The following is a 24085-nucleotide window of genomic DNA, read 5'->3' on the forward strand; positions in this document are numbered from 1 at the left end:
CACGGCTACGGCTTGGGCATCAGGACCAGCGCTCCCGTGGTGCGGCGCGATTCCAGATCGCGGTGCGCATCGGCGGCATTGGCGAGATCGTAGCGCGTCGGCGCCTCGATCCTGACCACACCCTGGCGAAGCGCTTGGAAGAACCTGGCGACGTGCGGCGCAAGTTTTTCCGGCGTGTCGGTGAAATGGGCATAGTTGGGTCGCGAAATGGTCAGCGACTTCGACGCGAAGCGGCCGATATCCCAATTGCCGACCGGCCCAGAAGCCTGGCCGAAGCTGACGAGGTGGCCGCGCACGGCAAGGGCGGCGAGCGAGCCAGCGAAGGTGTCGTTGCCGACCGCGTCATAGGCGACATCGGCTCCCCTGCCCCCTGTCAACCGCATGACGGCATCGCCGAAATTCTCGCGGGAATAGACGATGACATGGTCCGCGCCGAGACGCTCGACGACGCGGGCCTTGTCGTCGCTCGACACGGTCGCGATCACCGTCGCGCCGAGATGACGCGCCCATTGCACCAGCAGCTGACCGATGCCGCCTGCTGCCGCATGGATGAGGACGATTTCGCCCGGCTTCACGGCATGAACGTCGTGCAGCAGGAAGCTCGCGCTGACGCCCTTGAGCAGGCCGGCGGCGGCGATCTCATCCGTGATGTCGTCCGAAAGATGAACCAGCAATTCGGGCGCCATGTTGCGCCGCTCGCTGTAGGCGCCGACCGGCGGACAGGCATAGGCGACGCGGTCGCCGGCCGAAAAGCCGGACACCGCCGGGCCGACTGCCTCGATGATGCCGGCCGCTTCCATGCCGGGCACGCCGGGCGGCTTCAAAAGGTCGAAAAACCCGGTGCGGCAATAGACGTCGATGAAATTGACGCCGATCACCGTGTGACGGATCCGCACTTCGTTCGAGGCCAGCGGCGGCAGTTCGATATCCCTGAGCCTCAACTCCTCCGGTCCACCGTAACGCTCGACAACGATCGCACGGGTCGTTGCGGTCCGACCAGGCGCGGTCCTTGGCGCCGCATGCGGCATGTCGATGGGCGGAGGCGGTGCAACAATCGCCTGGGGCGGTCTCGTCTCGACTGGCGAGCCCACGCTCCGGCGCTTCAGAAGATTGCGCACCGCCGCGAAGCCGGCCTGATAGATGCCTTCGGTGACCAGCCTGACCAGTTCGTCGCGGCAATGCGCCGGCGGCTGGAATTCAGAGCGCCATTCCCAGAAGGTGGCATTGCCGTCGGTCACCGGCTTCAGCCTGATCGAGGCGACATAGCCCATCAGAGGCAGCGGCGCTTCGAGCAGGCAGTAGCTCAGCCGGCGGTCCTTGTCGGATAGTGCCAGCAATTGCTCGCGCAATTCACCGCCGTCATTCAGCCGAAAGTGGCGCACGGCGCCAACCGCATCGACCGGTTCGCCGCCCTCGATCTCGCTGAAGGCGATGGCAGGATGCCAGCGGTCATGGCCGTTGAAATCGCGCAGGATCGCCCAGACCTCGTCAACCGGTGCCTCGATGATCGTGCTCTGGCAAACCTTGACCATCGGCCGGCGTCAGCGCCCGAACCGGTGTTTCAGCGCGCCCAGGGCGGTCTGGAAGATGCCATTGCCGATCTGATGCATCAAGGCCGCCTCGCGATCGGCCGCGCAGTCGAACTCCGCCTGCCACTCGGCGAGCGTCAGATTGCCGTCGGTGATCGGCGTCAGCGACAGGGTGGCGACATAGTTCTCCACCGCCATCGGACTTTCGAGGATCGCGTAGCTGCAGGACAGGTCGTAGTCGGACAGCGCCAGCAGCCTTTCGCGGATGCGGCCACCGTCCTTCAGCGTGAAACTCCTGATGCAGCCGATCTGGTCGGCCTGCGCGTTTTGCTCGATGCGGCTTTCGGCGACGAACGGCGCCCAGCTTGGCAATGCGTTGAAGTTGCGGACGAGCTTCCAGACTTCCGCGGCCGGAGCCGGAATGACCGATGAGACATAGACCTTGGTCATTTCAGATAGCCGCCGATATTTGCCACTGCACGATCATCCCGTCAATGATCGCGGTCGTCATCGTCGTCCTTGGCGGCCTTTCCCTTGCCCTTCTTGTCACGGGTCAGGCTGGAAATGTCCTTGGCGTCGCGCAGCACGTCGGTCATCCGTCCGAGCGAGCCGCCCTCGATGCCGATCTCCTTCATCAGATTGTCGATCATCGGCGCCTGCACCCGGTAGCGCAGCGCGGAGTCGATGACCTCGTCGGTGACGTTGCGGTTGCCGCCCGTGCCGCCATTGATGCCGTCGACATGCAAGATCTTGATGCCGTCGATCTTCTCCATCGGCTTGACGCTTTCGCGGATGATGCCTTCCATGTGGTCGAGCAGCTTGCCGCGCAGGCGCCCGGCGCGGGCTTCGCTCGACAGCAGGTTCTCGGCCTCGTTGAGCTGGCGATGGCCTGATGCGTCGACCTCGTAGCGCTGGGCCGCGGCAAGGGCGTGGATCTTCTCCGCTTCCGCCGAAGCGACTGCGGCGATCTTCTGCGCTTCCGCCAGGCTTTTCGCCGCCTTCATCTCGGCATCCGCGGCCGATGTGATGCGCAGCGCTTCCCGCTCTGCCTCGCGCTGCGCCCCGATCAGGTCGGTCAGCTTGCGGCGCTCGGCGATCTCGCGCTCGCGGGCGGTGAAAGCCTGTTCCTCGGCCTGGACGGCCTTGGCACGCACCGCTTCGGAAGCCGCGATCGCCGAGGACCGTTCCTGCGTCTTCTTGGCGATGTCGATCGCCTTCTGGATTTCCGCGATCTCGATCTTCTGGTCGCGATCGACGCCCAGTTGGCGGATATCGCGATCCTTGATCAGCCGCGCTTCCTCGATGCCGCGCTCGGTGGTGATGCGGGCGCGCTCGACCTCCTCACTGGCCGAAATCTCAGCCTCCTCAAACGCCTGGCGCTTGGCGATCTGCAGCGCTTCAAGGTGACGCTCGCGTTCGATGCGGACCTCGTCCACCACCCGTTCCTGCGCGATCCGCGCCGTTTCGGTGGCCTGGTTCTCGACGATCTCGGCGCGGCGTTTTTCCGCCTCGGCCCGGGTCACTTCCAGCGCCTTTTCGGCGAGCGCGATCTGGCGTTCCAGTTCAGCGACTTCGAGCAGCTTCTTGCGTTCGATCTCGAGCTTGCTTTGCGCGCCCTCACGCTCGATGCGGGCCTTCTCCAGCGACAGTTCGAGCGCGATCTGCTCGCGCTCGGTCAATTCGCGCATCTTCATCTCGGTCTCGTCGAGCGAACGGCGGCGCGCGATCTCGCGGCGCTGCGTGTCTTCCTCGCTCTTGATGCGTTCCTCGGTGATATTGCGCTCCTGGTTGAGCCGCGATTTTTCGACGGCCTCGCGCGACGAGAGCTGTGCCTGCTCGGATTCCTGGTCACGCAACGCACGCTCAATGGCCAATTCAGACCGCTGCGCGGCGCGACGGATCTCGACCTCGCGCTCCTGTTCGAGGCGTGCATATTCGGTGTCGCGGTCGATTTCCAGCACCTTGCGCTGTGTGTCGAGGTTCTGGTTGCGGATGTCGACCAGCGTGCGCTGTTCGATCTCGTTGCGCATGCGGCGGCGGGTCTCGATCGATTCCGTCAGTTGCGTCAACCCCTCGGCGTCGAAGGCGTTGGAGGGATCGAAATATTCGAGGCTGGTCTGGTCGAGGTCGACGATGGCGACGCTCTCCAACTCGAGCCCGTTGGCCGCGAGCGATTCCTCGGCGAGCCTGCGCACCTTGGCGGCATAGTCGCCGCGCAACTCATGCATCTCTTCCAGCGTCATCTGGGCGGCGACGGTGCGCAGCGCGCCGGCGAACTTGCCTTCCAGCAATTCGCGCAAGCTGTCGGGCTGCAGCGTGCGGCGGCCAAGCGTCTGTGCGGCAGCGGCCACCAGTTCGCGGCTGGCGCCAACGCGCACGAAGAACTCGGCGATCAGGTCGACGCGCATGCGGTTGCGGGTGATCAGCGCCAGCGCATCCTCGCGGCGCACCTCGATGCGCAGCACGTTCATGTTGACCGGAGTGATCTCGTGCAGAACCGGGATGACGAAGGCGCCACCATTCACCACCACCTTCTCACCCATGAAGCCGGTGCGCACGAACGCCGTCTCCTTGGTCGAGCGGCGATAGAGCCAGCGCAAGATGTAGACAGCGATCACCACGACGACCGCGGCAATGATCAGCCACAACAGGAAAGCGCCAAAGGTCTGCGCGTCCATGATCTATCCTCCCCAAGACAATGCGGTCGGCACGGGGCGACCGGCGATATTTTCAAACATCCACCCGCATGGTGGCGAAGTCCAATTCTTCATGCCCGCCTCTGCAGCTTCGGCGTGACCGCGTGGAATGCAGCGATCGCCGCGTCGACGAAAGGCGTGTCGTTGATGTTGGCCCGCACCCGCTCGATATGGCGCAAAGGCGTGCGGCGCACCGTCTTCTCGATCGCCTCGAACAAAGCGTTGTCGGCTTCCGGGTCATGAAAGGGCTGACCGGGCGCATCGAGCATCGAGACGCCGCCCTCCGGCAGCAGGAAGCGCACCGGACCGTTCATGGCGTTGAGCCGCGTGCCGATCCATTCACCGAAGGCGCGGTTCTCGTCGCGCGTGGTACGCATCAGCGTGACGTTGGGATTGTGGATAACGAATTTGCGGCTGCGGAATTTCTCCGGAACGCTGTCACGCGGACCGAAATTGACCATGTCGAGCGCACCCGTCGAACCGACATAGGGCAAACCAGTCCGGATCGCAGCACCAAAACGATCCTCCGTCGCCGGGAACACGCCGCCGACGATCATGTCGGCCACTTCCGTGGTGGTGAGGTCGAGGAAGGCCGACAGCAGCCGGGAATCGCCGAGGTTTTCCATCGCCCGCCCACCAGTGCCGGTGGCGTGGAAGACGAGGCAGTCATAGTCGGCTTCGAGGCGCCTGGTCACCGCTTGCACCAGGGGGGTGGTGACGCCGAACATGGTGATGCCAACGGCCGGCCGCGCCAGCTTGCGTCTTGCTTCCCAGACCTCGGCATTGGGCAGTTGCGCGACCATGCCGGCCATGGCGTGCGCGGCGTTGGAGAGCACCTGTTCGGTGATCGAGTTCAGCCCCTGCACATCGGCGACCGAATGGAACATCATGATGTCGGCGCCGCCGACATATTTGGCGACATCGCCGGCCGCCACAGTCGAGACCATCAGCTTGGGAATGCCGACCGGCAGCACACGCATGCCTGCCGTCGCCAGCGTGGTGCCGCCGGAACCGCCCGCCGAGATGACGCCGCCGATGCGTGGCTCACGCTCGATCCAGCGTGCGAAAGCTTCCGCCATGGCACTGACCGAGCCGCCGCGATCATTGGTGAAGACGGCGGAGGATCCACGCGCGTGCATGCCGGCCACCTGCATGGCGGGCACATCGGCACTGGTCGGCTTTCCCGATGTCGACAGGTCGACGGTGCGTACGGGCAGACCAAGCGACTTCAGCCGGTCGGCAACGAAGCGCAATTCCTTGCCCTTGGTGTCGAAGGTGCCGACGACCAGCACGGTCCTGCCGATGCGTTCGGCGAAGGGGATGGCGAAGACCTTCTTCAGGTCGTCCTGCGGTGCCGTCTTGTCGACCGCGGCCTGTCGCAATTCGGTGACCGGCACGTTCCAGCGATTGGGCAGTTCGGTGACCGGTCGATAGACGCCGCTCTGCGGCATCGGTTCGGTCGAGCCGCCGCCAGCCCTGTCGACGCGATAGACTTCCGCCAGTTGTTCCCGGGCCTGCGCGGCTTCCGCCGGCGTGACGGGTGTCTCCTCGGCATGGCGGCCGACGCCGAGCAGCCGCTGCTGCAACTCACGGTCGGCGGCGAGCGCCTTGGCATCCATCAGCCGGTTGATGCGGCCATTGACCATGATGGCGACCTGGTTCGATACCGCGGTCGCCACGCCGATATTCTGCTCGATGACCATTACCGCCATCTCGCCTTCGGCGGCGAGGTCAATCAGCATACGCTCGACCTGGTCGACGATGACCGGCGCCAGGCCTTCAGTCGGCTCGTCCATGACCAGCAGCTTAGGATCGCTGAGCAGCGCACGCGAAATCGCCAGCATCTGCTGTTCGCCGCCCGACAGCTGCGAGCCGCCATTGGTACGGCGTTCGGCGAGCCGCGGAAAGGTCTGGTAGACGCGCTCGACCGTCCAGCTGGCATCGCGCCTGTTGCCGGCGGCCAGACGCAGATGCTCGTCGACGGTCAGGCTCGGCCAGACACGGCGCCCTTGCGGGACATAGCCGACGCCGAGGCGGTGGATTTCGTGCGGCTCAAGAGAAGTGATCTCCCGGCCATCGACGCGGATCGAACCGGACTTCGCCCGTTTCAGCCCAACGATGGTGTTGCAGAGCGTCGACTTGCCCATGCCGTTGCGGCCGACCACCGACAGCACGCCGCTTTCCAGCGTCAGCGAAACACCCTGCAGCGCATGGCTCTCGCCATAGAAAACCTGCAGATCGTCTATGCGCAGCATTGCCTTGGCGATCTTTCCGGGACGCTCAGCCATGCTTGCCCCCGAGATAGATTTCCTGGACCTCGGGATCGGCTTCGATCTCCTGCGGCGTGCCTTCCTTGAACAGGCGGCCATTGTGCATCATCGACACATATTCCGAGACACGGAGTGCTACGTCGAGATCATGCTCGATGATGATGTAGCCGATATGCTTCGGCAGCGCGTTGAGGATGGCGACGAGGTCGCGACGTTCGGTCGGCGACAGGCCGGCGGCCGGTTCGTCGAACAGGATGAAGCGCGGCGCGCCCGCCAGCGCCAGCGCGATCTCCAACTGGCGTTGCTGGCCATGGCTCAGCGTCGCCACCAGCGCGTCGCGATAGGCTTCGAGGTGCACGGCGTTGAGGATCGATTCCGCTTGCACCATGTTGACGTCGGTCGTTGCCGGACGCAGCAGCGAAAACCGCCGACGCGAGACGCCGCGACAGGCGAGAAAGATGGAATCGAGGACCGACAGGCCCTTGAACAGTTGCGAAATCTGATAGGTGCGGCGCAGGCCGCGCCGGATGCGCTCATGCGGCGGCAGGTCGGTGATGTCCTCGCCGAAGAAGCGGATGCGCCCCGCCGTCGGCAGGAAATCGCCGGTGACGGCGTTGAACAGGGTCGTCTTGCCGGCGCCGTTGGATCCGAGGACCGCGCGCCGTTCGCCGGCCGCGATCCTCATATTGATGCCCGAGAGTGCCACCAGCGCGCCGAAATGCCGCGCCACGCCATCAAGCTCCAGCGCATAGGCGCCGGTGCTCTGGAGACGGTTTGCTGCGAAGCTTTCGGTCACTGGCGGCTGCACCCAAGTGTGGTGTTACGGGCAGCTCGGATTGTCGCGGTTGACCGCGCCGAGCTTCATGAACTCGTCTTCGGGAATGCCGAGCGTCTGGTTGACCTGCGGCACGACCTTGACCAGTTTGTTGAGGAGATTGCCGTCGGCGCCTTCGGTGACCTCGGTCAGGAAAATGTCGGCGATGGCGTTGCGGTTCTTGTCGAGCGACACCTTGCCCGTCGGCGTGTCGAAGGACAGCTTCGACAGCGCGTCGCGCAACTTCTTGCCGCCATCGGAGACATCGCCGCCAACCTGGTCGAGACCAAGCAGCGTCGCCTTCATGTCGACATAGTAGCCATGGGCGAAAAGCGAGGGTGACGGAAACGCACCCGGCTGCTTCTTGTAGGCCTCGACGAAGGCCTTCCAGGCCGGCGCGTCGTTGGTGTCGGCGGTCGGGCCAGCGGATGGCGTGCCCTTCAGCACTTCCTTCAGCTTGCCTTTCGACGTCAGCACGGTCTGGTCGACAGTGATCGAGCCGCCGATCAGCGGCGCGGTGCCGCCACCCTGCTGGTACTGGGTCAGGAAGTTGACCGCATCGGCGCCGCCGAGCGCGACGTAGATTGCGTCGACGTCCTCAGGGATGGCGGCGATGACCGAGGAAAAGTCCTTGTTGCCGATCGGCACCCAGGATTTCGACGGCACATGGCCGCCGGCCTTGCAGAACTCGGCCATGAAGCCGAACACCTGCGTGTAGGGGAAGGAATAATCCTCGGCGACTGTGGCGACCTTCTTGTAGCCCTTGTCCTTGAAGGCATAGGTGCCCAAGCCTGCCATCCACTGCGCGCCATCGGTCGAGAAACGGAAGAAGTTCTCAGCCGGGTCGCGCAACGTGGTGTCCTGCGCGGCCGATGTGCCGTTGATGAAGGTCACGTTCGGTTGCGTCTTGGCGTAGTCCTTGACGGCGATGCCTTCGTCGCCCGAAAGCGGACCGACCAGCACCTTGACGCCGTCCTGCTCAACCAGCTTGCGCGCCGCGCGCACGGCGCTGTCGGGCGAAGCATCGGACGAACCCTTGACGATCTCGATCTTCTTGCCGGCGACGGTGCCGTTCATCTCGGCAACGGCGGTCATGGCGCCGCGCTCGCCGTCCTCGCCGAGCACCGTGAACGGGCCTTCGAAGGTGGCGAGCAAGCCGATCTTGATGGTGTCGTCGGCAGCCAGTGCCATCGAAGGCGCGGTCAGCCCGGTGAATACCGCCAGCGCCAGTAAAGTACGTCTATGCATCCTCATGATTTCCTCCCGTTGATTTCATTTTTGCAGTGGTTCATTCCATCCCGGTTGCTACGGTCCGGGACGCAAGGACTCCTGGGCAAGATGTGGCTTGATCCTCCCCCACAACCCAAGAATTCCATCCGGTGAGACGAAGACGATCACCAGGAACACCATGCCGATCAGCGTGTTGAAGCGCTCGGCGCCGACGATGTCGATGGCGAAGGTCTGCATCAGGACGACGACGACCGCGCCGAGGAACGGCCCGATCGGGTGGCGCAGGCCGCCGATGACGGCAATGATCAGCACGTCGATCGCGGCATCGACGCCGATGGTACCGGGCGAGACGCGGCCGTTGAACCAGACCAGCAGTACGCCCGCCAGTCCGGCGATGACACCGGCGAGCAGCCAGGCGAAGACCTTGTGCGCGGTGACGTGGTACCCCAGCGCGCGCATGCGGCGCGGATTGTCACGGATCGCCTGCAAGGTCATGCCGAAGGTCGAACGCGAGCCGTAAAGCACCGCCGCATAGGACAGCGCCGCCAGGCCCAGACAGAGATAGTAGAATGGCCTGGGATCGCGCCAGTTGACGCTCCAGAAGACCGGCGCACGGATGCCGGCATAGCCGGAATGGCCGTTGAAGATGGCGTAGTTCTGCTGCGCGAAATAGAAGGTCGCGGTGGCGATCGCCAGCGTGATCATAATCGTGTAGATGCCTTCGGTGCGCACCGAGATCCAGCCGATCAGCGCCGACGCCAAGGCCGCCGCGAGAACCGCGAACGGAACCGCGAGCCACCACGGCCAGCCGAGACCGAGAATGCTGGAGTTGTTGTTGCCAAGGATGGCGATGGCATACGCCGCTATGCCGGCGACGGTGATCTGCGCCAGACTGACCATGCCGCCATAGCCGGCGAGCAGCATCAGCGACAGGCCCAGCATGCCGAAGATCAGCGAATAGCCGCCGATCTGCGTCAGGAAGAAATCGGACGCCACCAATGGATAAAGCACCAGTGCGACGGCAAGGATGATGTGGCCGGCGCCGAGCTTCTCCAGCCAGTTCTGCTGCGGCGTGGCGCTGGTGGCGGGGATGGCCAGACTCATCGTGCCTTCCCCATGATGCCTTGCGGCCGCACCGCCAGCGTCACCACCATGATGACGAACGTCAGCACGATGCCATAGGTCGGGAAGTAGACGAGGCCGATCTGCTCGGCCAGGCCGATCAGCAGTGCGCCGATGGCGGCGCCCGTGATCGAGCCCATGCCGCCGACGATGACGACCACCAGCGATGCCAGGAGATAGCGGACATCCTCGCCTGGCGCGACCGATAGCGCCGAGCCACCGACGACGCCGGCAAAGCCGGCAAGGCCGGCGCCGACGGCAAAGACGATGGCGAAGACCGCATGAACATTGACGCCCGAGGCCTGCAACATGGCGCGGTCGTCAACGCCGGCGCGGATCATCATGCCGACGCGGGTCTTGTGCAGCATCAGCCAAAGACCAACGCCGATGACGATCGCCGCGGCCAGCACCACGACGCGGTAGAGCGGATAGGTGAGGAAGACCGAGGCGCCGTTGGAGCGCACCGCCGTGATAACGGGCAAGGTCAATGCGCCATCGAGCCATTCGGGCGTGGTGATCTGGTAAGTGCCGCCGGCCCACACCGCCAGCATCAGGTCGGCGGCCACGATCGAGATGCCGATCGAGACCAGGGTCTGGCGAAGATCGTCGCCCTCCAGCGGACGGAAAACGAAGACCTGCATGACGACACCGACGATGGCCAGCACCGCGAAGCCGGCGGCGACGCCGAGCAGCCAGTAGCCGGTGCGGTTGGTGACTTCGTAGCCGATATAGGCGCCAAGCAGATAGAGCGAGCCATGCGCCAGATTGACGTTGCGCATCAGGCCGAAGATCAGGGTGAAGCCGCTGGCAACGAGGAAATAGAGGCCGGCCAGGGTGATGCCGTTGAGGATGGCGCTGACGAAGGCCTTCTTCGAGATAAGGATCGCGTTCAGCCAATCCGGCCAGACCGCGAAGACCAGCCATGCGACGACAGCGGCGGCGAGCAGGCCAACGAGGCCCCATGCCTGCCGGCCGGTAATGCCGCCGCTCTCGGAGAGCGTCTGAGATGGCTGGTCGAGCAAGCTCATGCCGTCAGCCGCCGGCGCTGCTCGTTCATGCGCGGCGCCTTGTGGAACTTGCCGTCCTTCATGATGGCGAGAATGCGGTTCTTGTCCTGCAGGATGCGCACGTCAGAGATCGGATCGCCGTCGATCAAGAGAAGGTCGGCAAGATAGCCTTCCCTTATCATGCCGAGTTCGTCGCCCATGTTCATGATCTGACCGCCATATTTGGTGCCGGCCTGGATCGCCTCCATCGGCGAGAAGCCCAGCATCTCGACGAAGGTCTGGATGTCCTTGGCGTTGGTCCCTTGCGGCGTCCAGGCAAAGCCGTAGTCGCCGCCGATGCAGACTCGGATGCCGCGCCGGTGCATCTTCTTCATCGTCTCGATGCACATTTCGAGTTCGCGCTCGTATTCGAGCGACAGCGGCGAGCCCGGCTTGATGCCCCACTGCTCGGCGTGACGTGCCGTGTTGATCAGCCAGGCGATGCCCGGCGCGACGAAGTGCTTGTCCTTGGCCGCTTCGAGCATGTCGAGCGCTTCCTCGTCGGCGAAGGAGGCATGGTAGATGTTCTGGATGCCGTGGCGGATGCACTGTTTGACCGAGCCCGACGAACGCGCATGCGCCGACAGCACCTTGTTGCGGCAGCGCGCCTCGGAGGCGGCCATGGCGACCTCCTCTTCCGACATCGGCGTCTCCTCGGCGCCCATGCCCGTGATGCTCTCGCCGGACAGGTTGAGTTTTATCGAATCGACGCCGTATTTGATCAGCTGGCGCACGGTGCGACGGATTTCCTCCGGCCCCGAGACGACGAGGCCGAGGTTCAGCCCCTCATGCGGGATGTGCGACGGCGCGGAATCGCCGAGGCCGCCGACCGTGGTGATTTCCGGACCCGCCGCGAGGTAGCGTGGTCCCGGAAAGCGGCCCTGGTTGATGAATTTCTTGGCGACGACATCGAGACGCGGCTTCGCGGCGGCCGCCCCCCGGCCGGCGGTGAAGCCGGCATCAAGCACCAGCTTGGCCATCTCCATGGTGACCAGCATGTGCTCCTCGATTTCCATCATCTGGATGGGGTCGATGCCGGGCGCGTTGTTCCAGGACAGATGCAGATGCGCGTCGATCATGCCCGGCATCAGTGTCGCGCCCATACCGTCGATGACGGTTGCACCTCCTGCCGCGCCACCGCTGTAGGAGGACGACGAGGACGAGCTGAAGCGCGATGAGCCCTTGGTGATCTGCTTGATGCGGTTGCCCTGCACCAGCACCTCACCGGTGTATGGATATTCACCTGATGCGTCGAGCACACGCACATTGGTGAACAGCGTGCTGCCCGAACCGTTGCCGTTCCAGCTGTCGTCTGCCATCACAAGCCTCCCAACTTGCCGAGCGCATGAGTTTACGCCCGATCAGAAATCCTCACCTATCAACCCGTCTCAAAAAATCGGCGAGCTTCTGGCTGCTTTCGCGCGGGTTTTCCACCGTGGCCCAGTGCCCGCACCGATCCAGCGACGAGAATACGGCGCCCTTGATCTTGTCGGCAAGCGCCTGGGCGACCCCTGGCGGATTGACCGTGTCGGCGTCGCCGGTGACCAGCAATGTCGGCGCCGAGATCCTGCGCGCATCGATGGCGGTCGCCTTGGCCAGAGCCTCGCAGGTACGGGCGTAGGATTCGGGATCCTGACGCGTGATCGATTCCCGCACGAAGGCAACTGCCGCCGGCGAGGTTTCCCTTGTGTGGGCGGAAATCGCGTTGGCGACGATCTGGTCGGCGATATCGGCAATGCCGCCCGAGCGCGCCAGACGCGCCCGGGCGGCGAGCCCTTGCCGTGTTGCTTCCGCCGGTTCCGCCAGGGCGCCGAATAGCGCCAGCGATGTAACCAGCGACGGCTGCGTCGCGGCGATCTGCTGGCAAACGATGGTGCCCATCGAATGGCCGACGAAGTGCGCAGAAGCAACCCCCATGCCGGCCATGGCGCGGATCACCGCCTCGCTCATCCCTTCGACGGTCAGCGGCTCGATCGGGCGCGGCGAGCGGCCGGAGCCCGGCAGGTCGAGCCGGATGACGCGATAGGCGGAAAGCGCCGCCATCTGCGGCTGAAACATGTTCGACGTGCCGCCAAGGCCATGGATCATCACGACGGCAGCGCCCGCGCCGACAGCTTCCGCAACGACCTGACCAACCGTTACCGTGGTCATTGCGCGTGCTCCGTGAAGCGATTTTCCAGCGTGCCGATGCCATCGATCTCGATGCGCACGACGTCGCCGGCCTTGAGGTATTTCGGCGGGTCGAAACCGATACCGACCCCGACCGGGGTACCGGTGGCGATGATGTCTCCGGGCTTCAGCGTGATGCCTTGCGACAGCGTGGCGATGATGGTCGGAATATCGAAGATGAGCAGCGATATGCGGGAATTCTGGCGCAGATCCTCGTTTACGAAACACCGAATGCCGGCGGTTGCGAGGTCGAGTTCGTCCCTGGTCACCGCCCATGGTCCCATGGGGCAGAACGTGTCTTGCGACTTGCCGATCAGCCACTGGCTGTATCTGCCCTGCAGATCGCGGGCCGTGACGTCGTTGACGATGGTGTAGCCCCAGACATGGTCGAGCGCGTTCTCCTTCGATATGCCGCGCCCGCTCTTTCCAATGATGACGGCCAGCTCCGCCTCATAGTCGATGGCGGTCGAGACCGAGGGATCGATCAGCACGCTGGCATGGTTGGCGACGACCGATTCAGGAACCTTGGAAAAGATGATCGGATGCTTCGGGACCGCGCCGGCGCCGGCGCTGGAATCGAAGCCGCTGCGGGCGAATTCGTGCGCGTGCTCGTGATAGTTCTTGCCGACGCAGAAGATGTTGCGGCGCGGTTGCGGGATCGGCGCTTCGATTTCCACCTGCGCCAGCGGGATGGGCGAAAGGGTGCGCGGCATGCCGGCGCCATTGCGCTCGATCAAAGCCAGAATGCCTGATTTGGCCTGGTCGACGGAAAAATCAAAAGGCGCGATTGTCTGAGCGTCGAGATCGACAAGCCCCACGCGACGTTCGCCGGCGATCGAAAAAGTCGCGACCCGCATTCAGATCCTCCCTGAACCAATATTGAGCCAATTATTCGCTCTTTTGTTACACGCTATCGCCGATTGGTTTAGCCCGCAAGAGAAATCTGGGTTGGTCGCACCAAAAAGGATTTGATTGCCAGCCCCGCCGCTTCACAGGATATCGACCGCAGCCATGCGATGGACGGCGATACCTGAAGCTGTTATCAATGGTTCAGTATCGGATCAGATAAAAGTGACCGGACATGCCCAAGCTCGTTGCCAGCGATATCGCCACCGCGCTGAAGAAGCGGATTTCTTCCGGTGAATGGATCGAGAATGGCCGCATGCCGCCGGAACGCGACCTGGCGAGCGAATTCGGCGTGGCGCGCAACACGGTGCGCCGTGCCGTCTCCTTCCTCGAGGACGATGGCACCGTGGTGCGGCATGTCGGGCGCGGCACATTCCTGACCGCCACCAATCCTGGTTCGATGGCAGCGGTTGTCGGTCGCATGGAAGGCACCAGCCCGGCCGACATGATGGAGATCAGGCAGTTACTTGAGCCGGCGGCGGCAGCCTTCGCCGCCACCAATGCCAGCGCCATGGAACTCAACGCGGTGCGCGAGGCGCATAAGATCGCTTCGGAGTCGCAAGACATGCCGACCTTCGAGCATTGGGATGCGGAGTTTCACCACCGCATCTTCGCCTGCTCGCGCAACGACTTCCTCAAGGAGATCCACAATCTGATGCGCATCCTGCGCAATCAGGCGCCATGGTTCGAAATGAAAAAGCGTTCCTTTTCCGAAGAACGCCGCGGCATCTATTGCAGCGAGCACCAGATCGTTCTCGATGCGCTGCTGCGCCGCGACCCGGAGAGCGCCAGCCAGGCCATGCTGGCGCATCTGAGAACCGTCGAGCGCAACCTGCTGGGCCGGTAATCCGTGTACCGCCATCCTCAATAGGGCAGGCCGACATAATTCTCGGCGAGCGCGGTCGACGCGGCGCGCGAGTGCACGAGGTAGTTGAGTTCGGCCTCCTGGATGCGCTGGCCGAAGTCGCCGGTATCGGGAAAGCGGTGCAGCATGGTCGTCATCCACCAGGAAAAGCGCACCGCCTTCCAGACCCGCGCCAACGCCTTGGCGGAATAGGCATCGAGACCCGCCTCGGACTTCCCCTGATAGAAGTCCCGAAACCCGTTGAAGAGATAGCGCACGTCGCTGGCGGCGAGGTTGAGGCCCTTGGCACCGGTCGGCGGCACGATGTGAGCAGCATCGCCGACCAAGAACAACCGGCCGAAGCGCAGCGGCTCGGCAACGAAGGAGCGCAGCGGCGCGATCGACTTTTCGAAGGAAGACCCGGTGGTGACGCTAGCCGCCGTCTGTTCCGGCAAGCGGCGGCGCAGTTCGTCCCAGAAGCGATCGTCCGACCAGGCCTCGACACGGTCACCCTCGGGGCACTGCACATAGTAGCGGCTGCGATGCGTCGACCGCATCGAGCACAGTGCAAAGCCCCGCTCGTGATTGGCGTAGACCAGTTCGTGATCTGCCGGCGGCACTTCGGCCAGCACGCCGAGCCAGCCGAACGGATACTGCCGCTCGAACGTTTTCAGCGCGCGCTCCGGCACCGATCCGCGGCTGACGCCATGATAGCCATCGCAGCCGGCAATGAAGTCGCAATCAATGCGATGCGTGATGCCGTCCTTGTCGTAGGTGACGAATGGTGCGGCACCGTCGAAACCATGCAGCGCCACATCCGACGCCTCGTAGACGGTGACCAGGCCGGCCGCCTCGCGCCTGTCCATCAAATCATGCGTGACTTCGGTCTGGCCGTAGACCGTGACATGCCCGCCACCGGTGAGTTCGGCGAGATCGATGCGGTGCAGGCGCCCGTCGAAGGCGAGCGAGATGCCGGAATGCGGCATGCCTTCGGCATGCAGCCTTGCGGCAGCACCGGCCTCCCCAAGCAGATTGACTGTGCCCTGTTCGAGCACCCCTGCCCGCACGCGGCCAAGCACGTGCTCGCGGCTCGAGCGTTCCAGAATGACGGTCTCGACACCGATGCCGGCCAGAAGTTGCCCAAGCAGCAGGCCAGAGGGTCCCGAGCCGACGATGACGACCTGCGTGCGCATCAGTGGCCGAGACTTTTGATCTGTGAGGCGAGTTCGGCGGCAAGGCGCAGCGATGCCGCGGTTGCGACCACCATCTGCGGCAGCAGCAGCCATTCCAGCGTCCATGCCGCGCCCGAACGTTCCTGCTCATGCACCAGCGCCTGATGCATGCCGGAAAGCTGGGTGGCGTTGAAGCGGGCCAGCGCCACCAGCGCTTCGGCCTTCACCGGGTTCTGCTTGTGCGGCATGGCCGACGAGCCGCCACCGCCGGAAAGCTCGATATCGCTTCCACCCTGCGCCATCAGGGCGATGTCCTGGCCGAACTTGCCGAGGCTGCCGGTCAGCAGCGACAGCCAGCCGGCGAAATCGGCGAGCGCGTCGCGCTGGCTGTGCCATTGCGGCGCATCGCCAAGTCCGAGTTTTGCGGCAAGCGCCGCGCGCACCGCCGGTCCCTTGTCGCCAAGCTTTTCCAGCGTGCCGGCTGCTCCGCCGAACTGCACGAGCAGCAGGCGCCCGGACTGTTCAGACAATCTTTCCCGATGCCGTTGCAGCGGCCCGCGCCAGGCGTTCACGCGATCAGCTACTTGAATAAGGATCGCGGGCTGCATGCGGGTCATGCCGGTCAGCGCCCTGCCCCCAAAGCGCTCCTCGAGCGATGTGAGGCGCAAAACGGTCTCGGTCAGGAGCAGGCTGAGATGGTCGACGACGGATTTCAGTCGAAGCACCAAGCCAGTGTCGATGACATCCTGGCTTGTGGCACCGAAATGCACTTCGTCGCCATGCGGCTCGCCAACCGCCACTCTGAGCTGACGCACCAATTCCGGCACGATGACGCCGTCCTTGGCGGCAGCGGCGCGCAGCAAGGCCGTGTCCGGCCGGAACGAGGCCAGCACCGACAGGATGGCTGCCGCCGCGTCGTCGGTTATGATCCCGTTTTCGATTTCCGCTTCCGCCAGCGCGTTCTCGAACGCCAGCATCGCCTCTATCTCCGCCTCGACGGAAAAATGCCTCGCCGCCTCCTCGTCGCCGAGAAAGGCGGAAAGCAATGGATGGTCGAAGGGCGATATGGTCATATCGCGGATCTCCTAGCTGTCGAAGAAGACCGTTTCCTTCTCCCCCTGGAGATGGACATCGAAGACGTAGGTGTCGCCCTGGCGCTCGGCGATCAGCGTCGGCACGCGGACGCGGTGCTCGATACGCGCCAGGATCGGATCCCCGGCATTGGCTTCTTCCTCATCGGAGAAATACAGCCTTGTGTGCAGACCGAGATTGATGCCGCGCGCGACGATCCACAGCGTGATGTGCGGTGCCATCAGGCGGCCATCGCGGAACGGCACGCGGCCGGGCTTGATCGTCTCGAATGCGCAGACGCCGGTGTCCATGTCGGTCGGGCAACGGCCCCAGCCGAAAAAGTTCGGATCGGCGGCACCGCGCAATTCGGCCGGCGAATTGTGGAGCCCGTCCGCGTCCGCCTGCCAGATCTCGATCAGAGCGTCCTTGAGCGGCGTCCCGGTGCCGTCAAGCACCCGGATGCGCAGGCCGATGCGCTCGCCTTTGGTCTTGTCGTTGACCATGGTAGCGCCAAGATCGGTCGCATAGACGCCGCCAATGCCGCAGAAATTCGGCGTCAGCCCGATATGGACGTAGGGTCCCGCGGTCTGCGAGGGGCTCTCCTTCAGCCTGTCGAGCGACTGGGCCATCAATTGCCCTCCAGCCGGTTTTCGAACAGCGACGAACGGCGCCCGCGCAGCACGATATCGAACTTGTAGGCGAGCGCATCCATCGGGATCGTCGCCTGCGTATCGAGCGTAGCCGTCAGCGCCTCGATGGCCGCCTTGTCGGCGATGCCACGCACGATCGGGCACTTCCAGATCAGCGGGTCGCCCTCGAAATACATCTGCGTGATCAGCCGCTGGGCAAAGCCATGGCCAAAAACCGAAAAATGGATATGCGCCGGGCGCCAGTCATTGGGGCCGTTCGGCCAGGGATAGGGCCCGGGCTTGACGGTGCGGAAGGCATAGCCACCATCCTCGCCGGAAATGGTGCGGCCGCAGCCGCCGAAATTCGGATCGAGCGGCGCCAGATAGCCATCCCTCTTGTGGCGGTAGCGGCCGCCGGCATTGGCCTGCCAGAATTCGAGCAGCACGCCGGGCACGCCAATGCCACGTTCGTCAAGCACGCGCCCATGGACGATGATGCGCTCGCCGATGGCGCTCTCGCCCGGCCTGGCGAAATTATGGATCAGGTCGTTGTCGAACTCGCCAAGCATGGCGTGGCCGAAGACAGGTCCCGCTGTTTCCGACAGCGTGTTGTCGAAGGACAAAAGCGCCTTCCGCGGCGAGCGCAGCACCGAACTCTTGTAACCCGGCGTCAGCGCCGGCGGGTGCCATGTCCGGTCGCGCTGGAAGAAGGCGCCGGTCTCGGGCCTCCGGTTCGAGCCGGACTCAGCGGGCATTGTTGGCTCCGTCCATCTCCGAAAACACATCCTTGGCGATCTTGAAGGCACGGTTGGCGGCCGGCACACCGGCATAGATGGCGACATGCAGGAACGCCTCGCAGATGTCGTTGCGCGTGGCGCCGGTGTTGGCGGTGGCGCGCACATGCAGGGCCACTTCCTCATCATGGCCGAGCGCGGCCAGCAGCGCCAGCGTGACGATGGAACGCTCGCGCCTGGTGAAGCCCGGCCGCGCCCACACCGTCCCCCAGGCTGCCTCGGTGATCAGCTCCTGAAACGGCTGGTCGAAATCGGTGGCCGCGACCTCGGCCCGATCGACGTGGCGGTCGCCGAGCACCGACCGTCGCACGGCAAGACCTGTCCGATATCTTGCCGTGTTGCCGGGGACTTCATCCATGGGTTTCTCCAGGGGCAAGCGATGCGACAAAACCGCGGATCAGCGCGGCCAGCGCCTCCGGCTGCTCGATGCACGGAATATGTCCGGCGTTGTGGATGACTTCGAAACGTGCGCCGGGGATCAGTTCCGCCAGCGAGCGGACGAGATCGGGGGGCGTCGAGCCGTCCTGATCGCCGACGACGCAGAGCGTCGGTACAGCGATGCGGCGCGCGCTCTCGGTGAAATCGGCGTCGCGGACAGCCTTGCATGTCCCGATATAGCCCGGCAGCGCCTGCCTGGTCAGCATGTTGCGGCAACCGGCAAGGTCGGCGGGGCGCCCGGCATGGAAATCCGGCGTGAACCACACTTTCATCACGCCATCGGCGATCGCCTCGATGCCGTAGCGCTCCACGACCGCGATGCGGCTGTTCCAGCTTTCGGCGGTACCGATCTTGTGGGCGGTGTCGCTAAGGATCAGGCCCTCGATGCTTTCAGGACGGCGCATATGGAGGCCTTGCGCCACCATGCCGCCGACCGACAGGCCAACCAGCACGACCTGGTCGAAACCGAAGTGGTCGATGAGGGCGTTCAGATCGTCGACATGGTCGTTTATCGAGTGGACGCCGCCGCCAATGTCGGAGAGGCCATGGCCGCGCTTGTCATAGACGAGCAGCGGCATCTCGCCGGCCAAAAGCGCAACGACCTCATCCCAGATCCGCAGATCGGTGCCGAGCGAATTGATGAACACGACCGGGGGCGTCTTGCCGTCCGCCTCGACATATCGATGGTGCAGCGTGATGCCGCCAATGGTGACGAATGGCACGATTTCGATCCTCCATCTCCACATTGCACGCCGCATTTGGTTCGGTAAAATGATATTTTGCGCCGTTTCATTAACTCAGGGGTTATCAAATTCATGCCCGGCAGCCGCATCCGGTTCCGTCACCTGCAAGCCTTCCTGGAAGTCGCCCGGCAGGGCAGCGTGGCCCGCGCCGCCGACTTCCTGCATGTCAGCGCGCCGGCGGTGACCAAGACATTGCGTGAACTGGAAGACGCACTCGGCATCGCCGTGGTCGAGCGCGACGGGCGCGGCATCCGGGTCACCAGGCTTGGCGAAATCTTCCTGGGCCACGCCGGCTCGGCAATATCGGCGTTGAAGCGGGGCATCGATTCCGTTCGCCAAGACGGCACCATCAATCGCCACCCGATCCGCATCGGCGCGCTGCCGACGGTGTCAGCGAAGGTCATGCCGCAAGCCATGAGCCTGTTCCTCAAGGAGAACACCGGAGCTGCGATCAAGATCGTCACCGGCGAGAACGCCGTGCTGCTCGAGCAGTTGCGCACGGGCGTGCTCGATCTCGTCGTCGGTCGGCTGGCGGCGCCCGAAAACATGACCGGTTTCTTCTTCGAGCACCTCTACTCGGAGCAGGTGCTGTTCGTCGTGCGGGCCGGGCATCCGCTGCTGGAACCGGGAGCGGACATCTTCGCAAGGCTCGACGAATTCCCGGTGCTGATGCCGACCCGGGAATCCGTCATCCGTCCCTTTGTCGATCGCCTCTTCATCACCAATGGCATGACCGCGCCGGCAACCGAGATCGAGACGGTCTCGGATTCCTTCGGGCGTTCCTTCATGCGGCAGAGCAATGCTGTGTGGATCATTTCGGCCGGCGTGGTCGCCAACGAGCTCGCGAGCCGTGCCTTCGTCGCCTTGCCGGTCGACACCGCGGAAACCAAGGGGCCAGTCGGCCTGACGATGCGCACCGACACCGCGCCCTCGCCCGCCTTTACGATCCTGCTGCAGACCATCCGCGAAGCCGCCAGGCCGGGCGCCTGACCTTCGGCACGATCATGCATCAGGCCAGATCCGCGTGCCGACCGAGCGGCATCCGCGCGGCCATGTCGTGCCGGGCTCGCAAGGGCGCCAAGCTTGCCGCCGACGGCAAGGTCAGACAGCCAGTGATGGCGTGAAGCGAACGCTGGCGGATCGCGTCTGCCCGGGCGCCAGCATCATGCAGCCGGTGCTGACGTCGTCGTCGTTCACGCGGTTGAAGGCATCGGTGATGTTGCTGACCGGCTCGGCGCAAAAGAACGGCTCGCCCGGCGGCGTGTAGAGGACGAGGAAGTCGAGCGGTGCCTCGGCCTCCATGTCCAGTTGCCGTCCATGCCCCGGCCAGGAGATCCGGGCACGGTGCGTCCATCCGGTGAAGACTGTGTCGAACTCCACCTCCGATACGTCAAAGCCGATGGATGGATCGGCCCCAGCCGGCGGCAGGACGTGACGGACGGGCAGGATCTCCGTATCGGTTTCCCACATGCCGGACACCGACGCCTGGACATGCGTCCACGGCGTCGACGGGAAATAGGGATGGAGGCCGAAGCCAGCCGGCATCGGCGCGTCCGACAGGTTGCGCACGGCAATGGTTATGGAAAGCGTACCGTCAGCCAGCGTGATCTCCTGCTCGGCTTCATAGCTCCATGGCCAGGAATCGGCGGCGTGGCGATAGCACAGGACAATCGTGCTGGCTTCGTGCCTTATGACCGTCCAAGGGTGGCGCCAGCCATGGCCGTGCTCATGGTGCGGGTCCTCCGGCCGACTAGGCAGTTGGACCGTGCGACCCGCGAATTCGAAGCGTCCGGCCCTTATGCGATTGGAATAGGGGACGAGCGGGAAGCAGGCCATGGCGCCGGCATCGCGACGGCTGATCGCCGGCGGATCCGCCGGGCGTAGCCAATCCACGACAGAGCCAGCCTGCCACCACCGATACGATGCCACGGCGCCGCCGGCAGCAGGAGCAATGTCGACCGTCGCGATGCCGTCGCTGATTGAGACCAGTTCGGTGTGCCGCGCGGCAACGGCAGCGGAATTCTTTGTCATCGGCACTCCCCATCCCTTGACTCCGATCGCCATGGCTATAAGACATATCATATGAATAGTATGAAGAATAAGAAATCTTTCAGCACGGCGCGCACGTCACGGGTTGCCGTTGCGGTTTCCAGTGGTTCCACCGCGCTGCACGCGACCGTCGTCGAGCAGATCGGCTTGCGCATCGTCCAGGGCGACTTCCTGCCCGGCGAGGCCCTGCCCAATGCGGACGATTCCAGCGAGATGCTGGGCGTCAGCCGCACGGTGCTGCGCGAGGCGATCAAGGTGCTGGCCGGCAAGGGGCTGGTCGAATCACGGCCGAAGACCGGCACGCGCGTTCGTCCCCGCTCCGACTGGAATTTCCTCGACCCCGACGTGCTGTCATGGCGCTACGCCGGCGGCATCAGTGCCGACGATGTGCGTGCGCTGTTCGAATTGCGCCGTGCCATCGAGCCGATGTCGGCCGCCCTCGCCGCCCAGCGCGCCAACCCGGCGCAGATCGCCGAGATCCAGGCGGCACTCGCCGAAATGGAAGCGGCGAGCGACGACGGCGACCGCTTCGCCAAGCCCGATCTGGTGTTCCATCAGACCATCCTGCGCATGACCGGCAATGAGCTGATCGGCTCGCTGGCCGCACTGGTCGAAACCGCGTTGGTGATGAGCTTTCGCCTCTCCAACGACAATCCGGACGGACAGCGCCACTCCTTGCCACTGCATCGCGAGGTCGCCGAGAAGATCGCCGCTGGCGACGCGCTCGGTGCGCAGAAAGCGCTGCTGGTGCTCATCGACAATGCCGAGGACGATGTGCGCCGCAGCGTCGAGAACCGCAACAAACGCCGCAACGATCGGGGCCAGCAATCGTGACCGAGACCAAACGCAAACTGCGGTCCGAAGCCTGGTTCGGCGGTGAAGGCAAGAACGCCTTCATGCACCGCAGCTGGATGAAGAACCAGGGCATCCCGGCAGACGCCTTCGACGGCCGCCCAGTGATCGGCATCTGCAACACCTGGTCCGAATTGACCCCGTGCAACGCACATCTCCGCGCCTTGGCCGACCACGTCAAGCGCGGCGTCTACGAGGCCGGCGGCCTGCCGCTGGAGTTTCCGGTGATGTCGCTGGGCGAGAGCAACATGCGCCCGACAGCCATGCTGTTTCGCAATCTGGTGAGCATGGATGTCGAGGAATCCATCCGCGGCAATCCCATCGACGGCGTCATCCTGCTGGTCGGTTGCGACAAGACCACGCCGGCGCTGCTGATGGGGGCTGCCTCGTGCAACCTGCCGACCATCACTGTCTCCGGCGGGCCGATGCTCAACGGCAAGTTTCGCGGACAAGACATAGGCTCGGGCACGCATGTGTGGAAATTCGCCGAGGAGGTGAAGGCAGGGCGCATGCCGGTCGCCGACTTCCTCGCCGCCGAGCAAGGCCAGAGCCGGTCGGCGGGCAGCTGCATGACGATGGGCACCGCCTCGACCATGGCCAGCATGGTGGAAGCACTCGGCATCGGCATGCCGGACAATGCCGCGATTCCGGCGGTGGATTCGCGCCGCGGCGTGCTTGCCCAACTGGCCGGACGCCAGATCGTCGAGCTCGTACGCCGCGACGTGACGATAGCGCAGATCCTCACCAGGCAAGCGTTCGAGAATGCCATCCGCGTCAATGGCGCGATCGGCGGTTCGACCAATGCGGTGCTGCACCTGATCGCCATCGCCAACCGGGTTGGCGTCGATCTCAGCCTCGAGGACTGGGACCGTCTTGGGCGCGACGTGCCGACGATCGTCGATCTGATGCCATCGGGCCGATTCCTGATGGAAGACTTCTACTATGCCGGGGGGCTAGCCGCGGTCATGGCGTCGCTTGATGAAGTGGGGCTTCTTCATCGCGACGCCATGACCGTCAGTGACAAGACGATCGGTGAGTTGATCGACGGCGCGCCCAACTACAACCGCGAGGTCATCCGTCCGCTGAGCGAGCCGCTGACAGAGCAAGGCGGCATCTCGATCCTGCGCGGCAATTTGGCGCCCAACGGGGCCGTCATCAAGCCGTCCGCGGCGACACCCGGGCTGATGCAGCATCGCGGCAAGGCTGTCGTCTTCGAGAACATCGAGCACTACTACGCCCGCATCGACGATCCGGAACTGGATATCGACGCCTCTTCGGTGATGGTGCTGAAGAACTGCGGACCGCGCGGCTATCCCGGCATGGCCGAGGTCGGCAACATGCCGCTGCCGGCCAAGCTGCTCAAGCAGGGCGTCTCCGACATGGTGCGCATTTCGGACGCACGCATGAGCGGCACGGCCTACGGCACCGTCGTGCTGCATGTGGCGCCTGAAGCGGCGGCAGGTGGCGCGCTGGCGCTGGTGCGCGACGGCGATCTCATCGAGCTCGACGTCGCCGGCCGCCGTCTGGAATTGCTGGTATCGGACGAGGAACTGGCGATCCGCCGCCGCGACTGGAAGCCTCCGGCACCGCCCGAAGGCGGCTACCAGAGCCTCTATGTCGAGCGCGTTCTGCAGGCGGACCAAGGCTGCGATTTCGACTTTCTCGTCGGCCGGCGCGATGCCGGCATTCCCCGGCATTCCCACTAGAGGCT

Annotated in this window: 22 protein-coding genes; 4 read left to right on the forward strand and 18 right to left on the reverse strand. The window is 64.4% G+C overall.

Annotation, left to right across the window (positions count from 1 at the left end; translation table 11 throughout):
- Positions 1-5: 5 nt before the first annotated feature.
- The 11 genes from EB231_RS27380 to EB231_RS27435 all read right to left on the reverse strand — a co-directional run bounded on the left by EB231_RS27380 (position 6) and on the right by EB231_RS27435 (position 13733).
- Positions 6-1532 (reverse strand): zinc-binding dehydrogenase, encoded by a 1527-nt coding sequence (locus tag EB231_RS27380; protein WP_206681861.1) that lies wholly within the window; start codon positions 1530-1532, stop codon positions 6-8.
- A 9-nt stretch (positions 1533-1541) separates the two neighbouring features.
- On the reverse strand, positions 1542-1979 hold the full coding sequence (locus tag EB231_RS27390; protein ID WP_172351554.1) for an SRPBCC family protein: 438 nt from the start codon (positions 1977-1979) through the stop codon (positions 1542-1544).
- A gap of 41 nt (positions 1980-2020) precedes the next feature.
- A complete protein-coding gene (locus EB231_RS27395) occupies positions 2021-4207 on the reverse strand; it encodes a flotillin family protein (protein WP_172351555.1) in 2187 nt (728 codons plus the stop codon).
- A gap of 89 nt (positions 4208-4296) precedes the next feature.
- Entirely contained in the window at positions 4297-6513 is a 2217-nt protein-coding gene (locus tag EB231_RS27400) for an ABC transporter permease (protein WP_172351556.1), read from the reverse strand.
- A complete protein-coding gene (locus EB231_RS27405; RefSeq protein ID WP_172351557.1) occupies positions 6506-7291 on the reverse strand; it encodes an ABC transporter ATP-binding protein in 786 nt (261 codons plus the stop codon). The genes EB231_RS27400 and EB231_RS27405 overlap by 8 nt, the downstream gene beginning before the upstream one ends.
- 24 nt (positions 7292-7315) lie before the next feature.
- Positions 7316-8563 (reverse strand): ABC transporter substrate-binding protein, encoded by a 1248-nt coding sequence (locus EB231_RS27410; RefSeq protein ID WP_056564548.1) that lies wholly within the window; start codon positions 8561-8563, stop codon positions 7316-7318.
- A 51-nt stretch (positions 8564-8614) separates the two neighbouring features.
- On the reverse strand, positions 8615-9643 hold the full coding sequence (locus EB231_RS27415; protein ID WP_172351558.1) for a branched-chain amino acid ABC transporter permease: 1029 nt from the start codon (positions 9641-9643) through the stop codon (positions 8615-8617).
- A complete protein-coding gene (locus EB231_RS27420; protein WP_246740729.1) occupies positions 9640-10689 on the reverse strand; it encodes a branched-chain amino acid ABC transporter permease in 1050 nt (349 codons plus the stop codon). Before EB231_RS27420 ends, EB231_RS27415 begins: the two co-directional genes overlap by 4 nt.
- Complete coding sequence (locus EB231_RS27425; RefSeq protein WP_172351559.1) at positions 10686-12026, reverse strand: metal-dependent hydrolase family protein; 1341 nt, start codon at positions 12024-12026, stop codon at positions 10686-10688. Before EB231_RS27425 ends, EB231_RS27420 begins: the two co-directional genes overlap by 4 nt.
- Positions 12027-12078: 52 nt before the next feature.
- On the reverse strand, positions 12079-12858 hold the full coding sequence (locus EB231_RS27430; protein ID WP_172351560.1) for an alpha/beta fold hydrolase: 780 nt from the start codon (positions 12856-12858) through the stop codon (positions 12079-12081).
- Complete coding sequence (locus tag EB231_RS27435) at positions 12855-13733, reverse strand: fumarylacetoacetate hydrolase family protein (RefSeq protein WP_172351561.1); 879 nt, start codon at positions 13731-13733, stop codon at positions 12855-12857. Before EB231_RS27435 ends, EB231_RS27430 begins: the two co-directional genes overlap by 4 nt.
- Positions 13734-13957: 224 nt before the next feature.
- On the opposite strand from EB231_RS27435, the gene EB231_RS27440 reads away from it, so the two are divergent.
- A complete protein-coding gene (locus EB231_RS27440; protein ID WP_056564565.1) occupies positions 13958-14629 on the forward strand; it encodes a FadR/GntR family transcriptional regulator in 672 nt (223 codons plus the stop codon).
- A gap of 17 nt (positions 14630-14646) precedes the next feature.
- Here the strand turns inward: EB231_RS27440 and pobA are convergent, their stop codons facing one another.
- The 6 genes from pobA to pcaD are packed head-to-tail and all read right to left on the reverse strand — an operon-like array spanning position 14647 to position 19452.
- Positions 14647-15819, reverse strand: coding sequence for a 4-hydroxybenzoate 3-monooxygenase (gene pobA / locus EB231_RS27445; RefSeq protein ID WP_172351562.1), 1173 nt, complete (start codon positions 15817-15819; stop codon positions 14647-14649).
- Positions 15819-16871: a 3-carboxy-cis,cis-muconate cycloisomerase gene (locus EB231_RS27450; protein ID WP_172351563.1), complete on the reverse strand. Its 1053-nt coding sequence runs from the start codon at positions 16869-16871 to the stop codon at positions 15819-15821. The genes pobA and EB231_RS27450 overlap by 1 nt, the downstream gene beginning before the upstream one ends.
- A gap of 12 nt (positions 16872-16883) precedes the next feature.
- Positions 16884-17498: a protocatechuate 3,4-dioxygenase subunit alpha gene (pcaG, locus tag EB231_RS27455; RefSeq protein WP_172351564.1), complete on the reverse strand. Its 615-nt coding sequence runs from the start codon at positions 17496-17498 to the stop codon at positions 16884-16886.
- The gene (gene pcaH / locus EB231_RS27460) at positions 17498-18253 is read right to left on the reverse strand and encodes a protocatechuate 3,4-dioxygenase subunit beta (RefSeq protein ID WP_172351565.1); all 756 of its coding nucleotides are present in this window, start codon (positions 18251-18253) and stop codon (positions 17498-17500) included. Before pcaH ends, pcaG begins: the two co-directional genes overlap by 1 nt.
- On the reverse strand, positions 18243-18650 hold the full coding sequence (pcaC, locus tag EB231_RS27465; RefSeq protein ID WP_172351566.1) for a 4-carboxymuconolactone decarboxylase: 408 nt from the start codon (positions 18648-18650) through the stop codon (positions 18243-18245). The genes pcaH and pcaC overlap by 11 nt, the downstream gene beginning before the upstream one ends.
- Positions 18643-19452, reverse strand: a complete 810-nt coding sequence (pcaD, locus tag EB231_RS27470) for a 3-oxoadipate enol-lactonase (RefSeq protein WP_172351567.1) — start codon at positions 19450-19452, stop codon at positions 18643-18645. The genes pcaC and pcaD overlap by 8 nt, the downstream gene beginning before the upstream one ends.
- A gap of 93 nt (positions 19453-19545) precedes the next feature.
- Between pcaD and pcaQ the strand changes: the two genes are divergently transcribed.
- On the forward strand, positions 19546-20463 hold the full coding sequence (gene pcaQ, locus EB231_RS27475) for a pca operon transcription factor PcaQ (RefSeq protein WP_172351568.1): 918 nt from the start codon (positions 19546-19548) through the stop codon (positions 20461-20463).
- A gap of 111 nt (positions 20464-20574) precedes the next feature.
- On the opposite strand, the gene EB231_RS27480 is transcribed toward pcaQ, so the two are convergent.
- A complete protein-coding gene (locus tag EB231_RS27480) occupies positions 20575-21504 on the reverse strand; it encodes an aldose 1-epimerase (protein ID WP_172351569.1) in 930 nt (309 codons plus the stop codon).
- 60 nt (positions 21505-21564) lie between these two features.
- Between EB231_RS27480 and EB231_RS27485 the strand changes: the two genes are divergently transcribed.
- Together EB231_RS27485 and EB231_RS27490 are read left to right on the forward strand one after the other, a co-directional pair.
- Positions 21565-22356, forward strand: a complete 792-nt coding sequence (locus EB231_RS27485) for a FadR/GntR family transcriptional regulator (RefSeq protein WP_172351570.1) — start codon at positions 21565-21567, stop codon at positions 22354-22356.
- A complete protein-coding gene (locus tag EB231_RS27490; RefSeq protein ID WP_172351571.1) occupies positions 22353-24080 on the forward strand; it encodes an IlvD/Edd family dehydratase in 1728 nt (575 codons plus the stop codon). Before EB231_RS27485 ends, EB231_RS27490 begins: the two co-directional genes overlap by 4 nt.
- Positions 24081-24085 lie beyond the last annotated feature (5 nt).

Origin of the sequence: Mesorhizobium sp. NZP2298 (genome assembly GCF_013170825.1) — a bacterium.
Taxonomy (GTDB): Bacteria; Pseudomonadota; Alphaproteobacteria; order Rhizobiales; family Rhizobiaceae; genus Mesorhizobium.

Bases quoted from the DNA above. Each gene is read 5' to 3' on its own strand.
- EB231_RS27450 (WP_172351563.1), bottom strand. From the start codon at position 16,871: ATGACCATATCGCCCTTCGACCATCCATTGCTTTCCGCCTTTCTCGGC.
- EB231_RS27440 (WP_056564565.1), top strand. From the start codon at position 13,958: ATGCCCAAGCTCGTTGCCAGCGATATCGCCACCGCGCTGAAGAAGCGG.
- EB231_RS27485 (WP_172351570.1), top strand. From the start codon at position 21,565: ATGAAGAATAAGAAATCTTTCAGCACGGCGCGCACGTCACGGGTTGCC.
- EB231_RS27425 (WP_172351559.1), bottom strand. From the start codon at position 12,026: ATGGCAGACGACAGCTGGAACGGCAACGGTTCGGGCAGCACGCTGTTC.
- EB231_RS27410 (WP_056564548.1), bottom strand. From the start codon at position 8,563: ATGAGGATGCATAGACGTACTTTACTGGCGCTGGCGGTATTCACCGGG.
- EB231_RS27395 (WP_172351555.1), bottom strand. From the start codon at position 4,207: ATGGACGCGCAGACCTTTGGCGCTTTCCTGTTGTGGCTGATCATTGCC.
- EB231_RS27480 (WP_172351569.1), bottom strand. From the start codon at position 21,504: ATGACAAAGAATTCCGCTGCCGTTGCCGCGCGGCACACCGAACTGGTC.
- EB231_RS27415 (WP_172351558.1), bottom strand. From the start codon at position 9,643: ATGAGTCTGGCCATCCCCGCCACCAGCGCCACGCCGCAGCAGAACTGG.
- EB231_RS27435 (WP_172351561.1), bottom strand. From the start codon at position 13,733: ATGCGGGTCGCGACTTTTTCGATCGCCGGCGAACGTCGCGTGGGGCTT.
- EB231_RS27420 (WP_246740729.1), bottom strand. From the start codon at position 10,689: ATGAGCTTGCTCGACCAGCCATCTCAGACGCTCTCCGAGAGCGGCGGC.
- EB231_RS27390 (WP_172351554.1), bottom strand. From the start codon at position 1,979: ATGACCAAGGTCTATGTCTCATCGGTCATTCCGGCTCCGGCCGCGGAA.
- pobA (WP_172351562.1), bottom strand. From the start codon at position 15,819: ATGCGCACGCAGGTCGTCATCGTCGGCTCGGGACCCTCTGGCCTGCTG.
- EB231_RS27430 (WP_172351560.1), bottom strand. From the start codon at position 12,858: ATGACCACGGTAACGGTTGGTCAGGTCGTTGCGGAAGCTGTCGGCGCG.
- pcaQ (WP_172351568.1), top strand. From the start codon at position 19,546: ATGCCCGGCAGCCGCATCCGGTTCCGTCACCTGCAAGCCTTCCTGGAA.
- EB231_RS27400 (WP_172351556.1), bottom strand. From the start codon at position 6,513: ATGGCTGAGCGTCCCGGAAAGATCGCCAAGGCAATGCTGCGCATAGAC.
- pcaH (WP_172351565.1), bottom strand. From the start codon at position 18,253: ATGCCCGCTGAGTCCGGCTCGAACCGGAGGCCCGAGACCGGCGCCTTC.
- pcaC (WP_172351566.1), bottom strand. From the start codon at position 18,650: ATGGATGAAGTCCCCGGCAACACGGCAAGATATCGGACAGGTCTTGCC.
- EB231_RS27380 (WP_206681861.1), bottom strand. From the start codon at position 1,532: ATGGTCAAGGTTTGCCAGAGCACGATCATCGAGGCACCGGTTGACGAG.
- pcaG (WP_172351564.1), bottom strand. From the start codon at position 17,498: ATGGCCCAGTCGCTCGACAGGCTGAAGGAGAGCCCCTCGCAGACCGCG.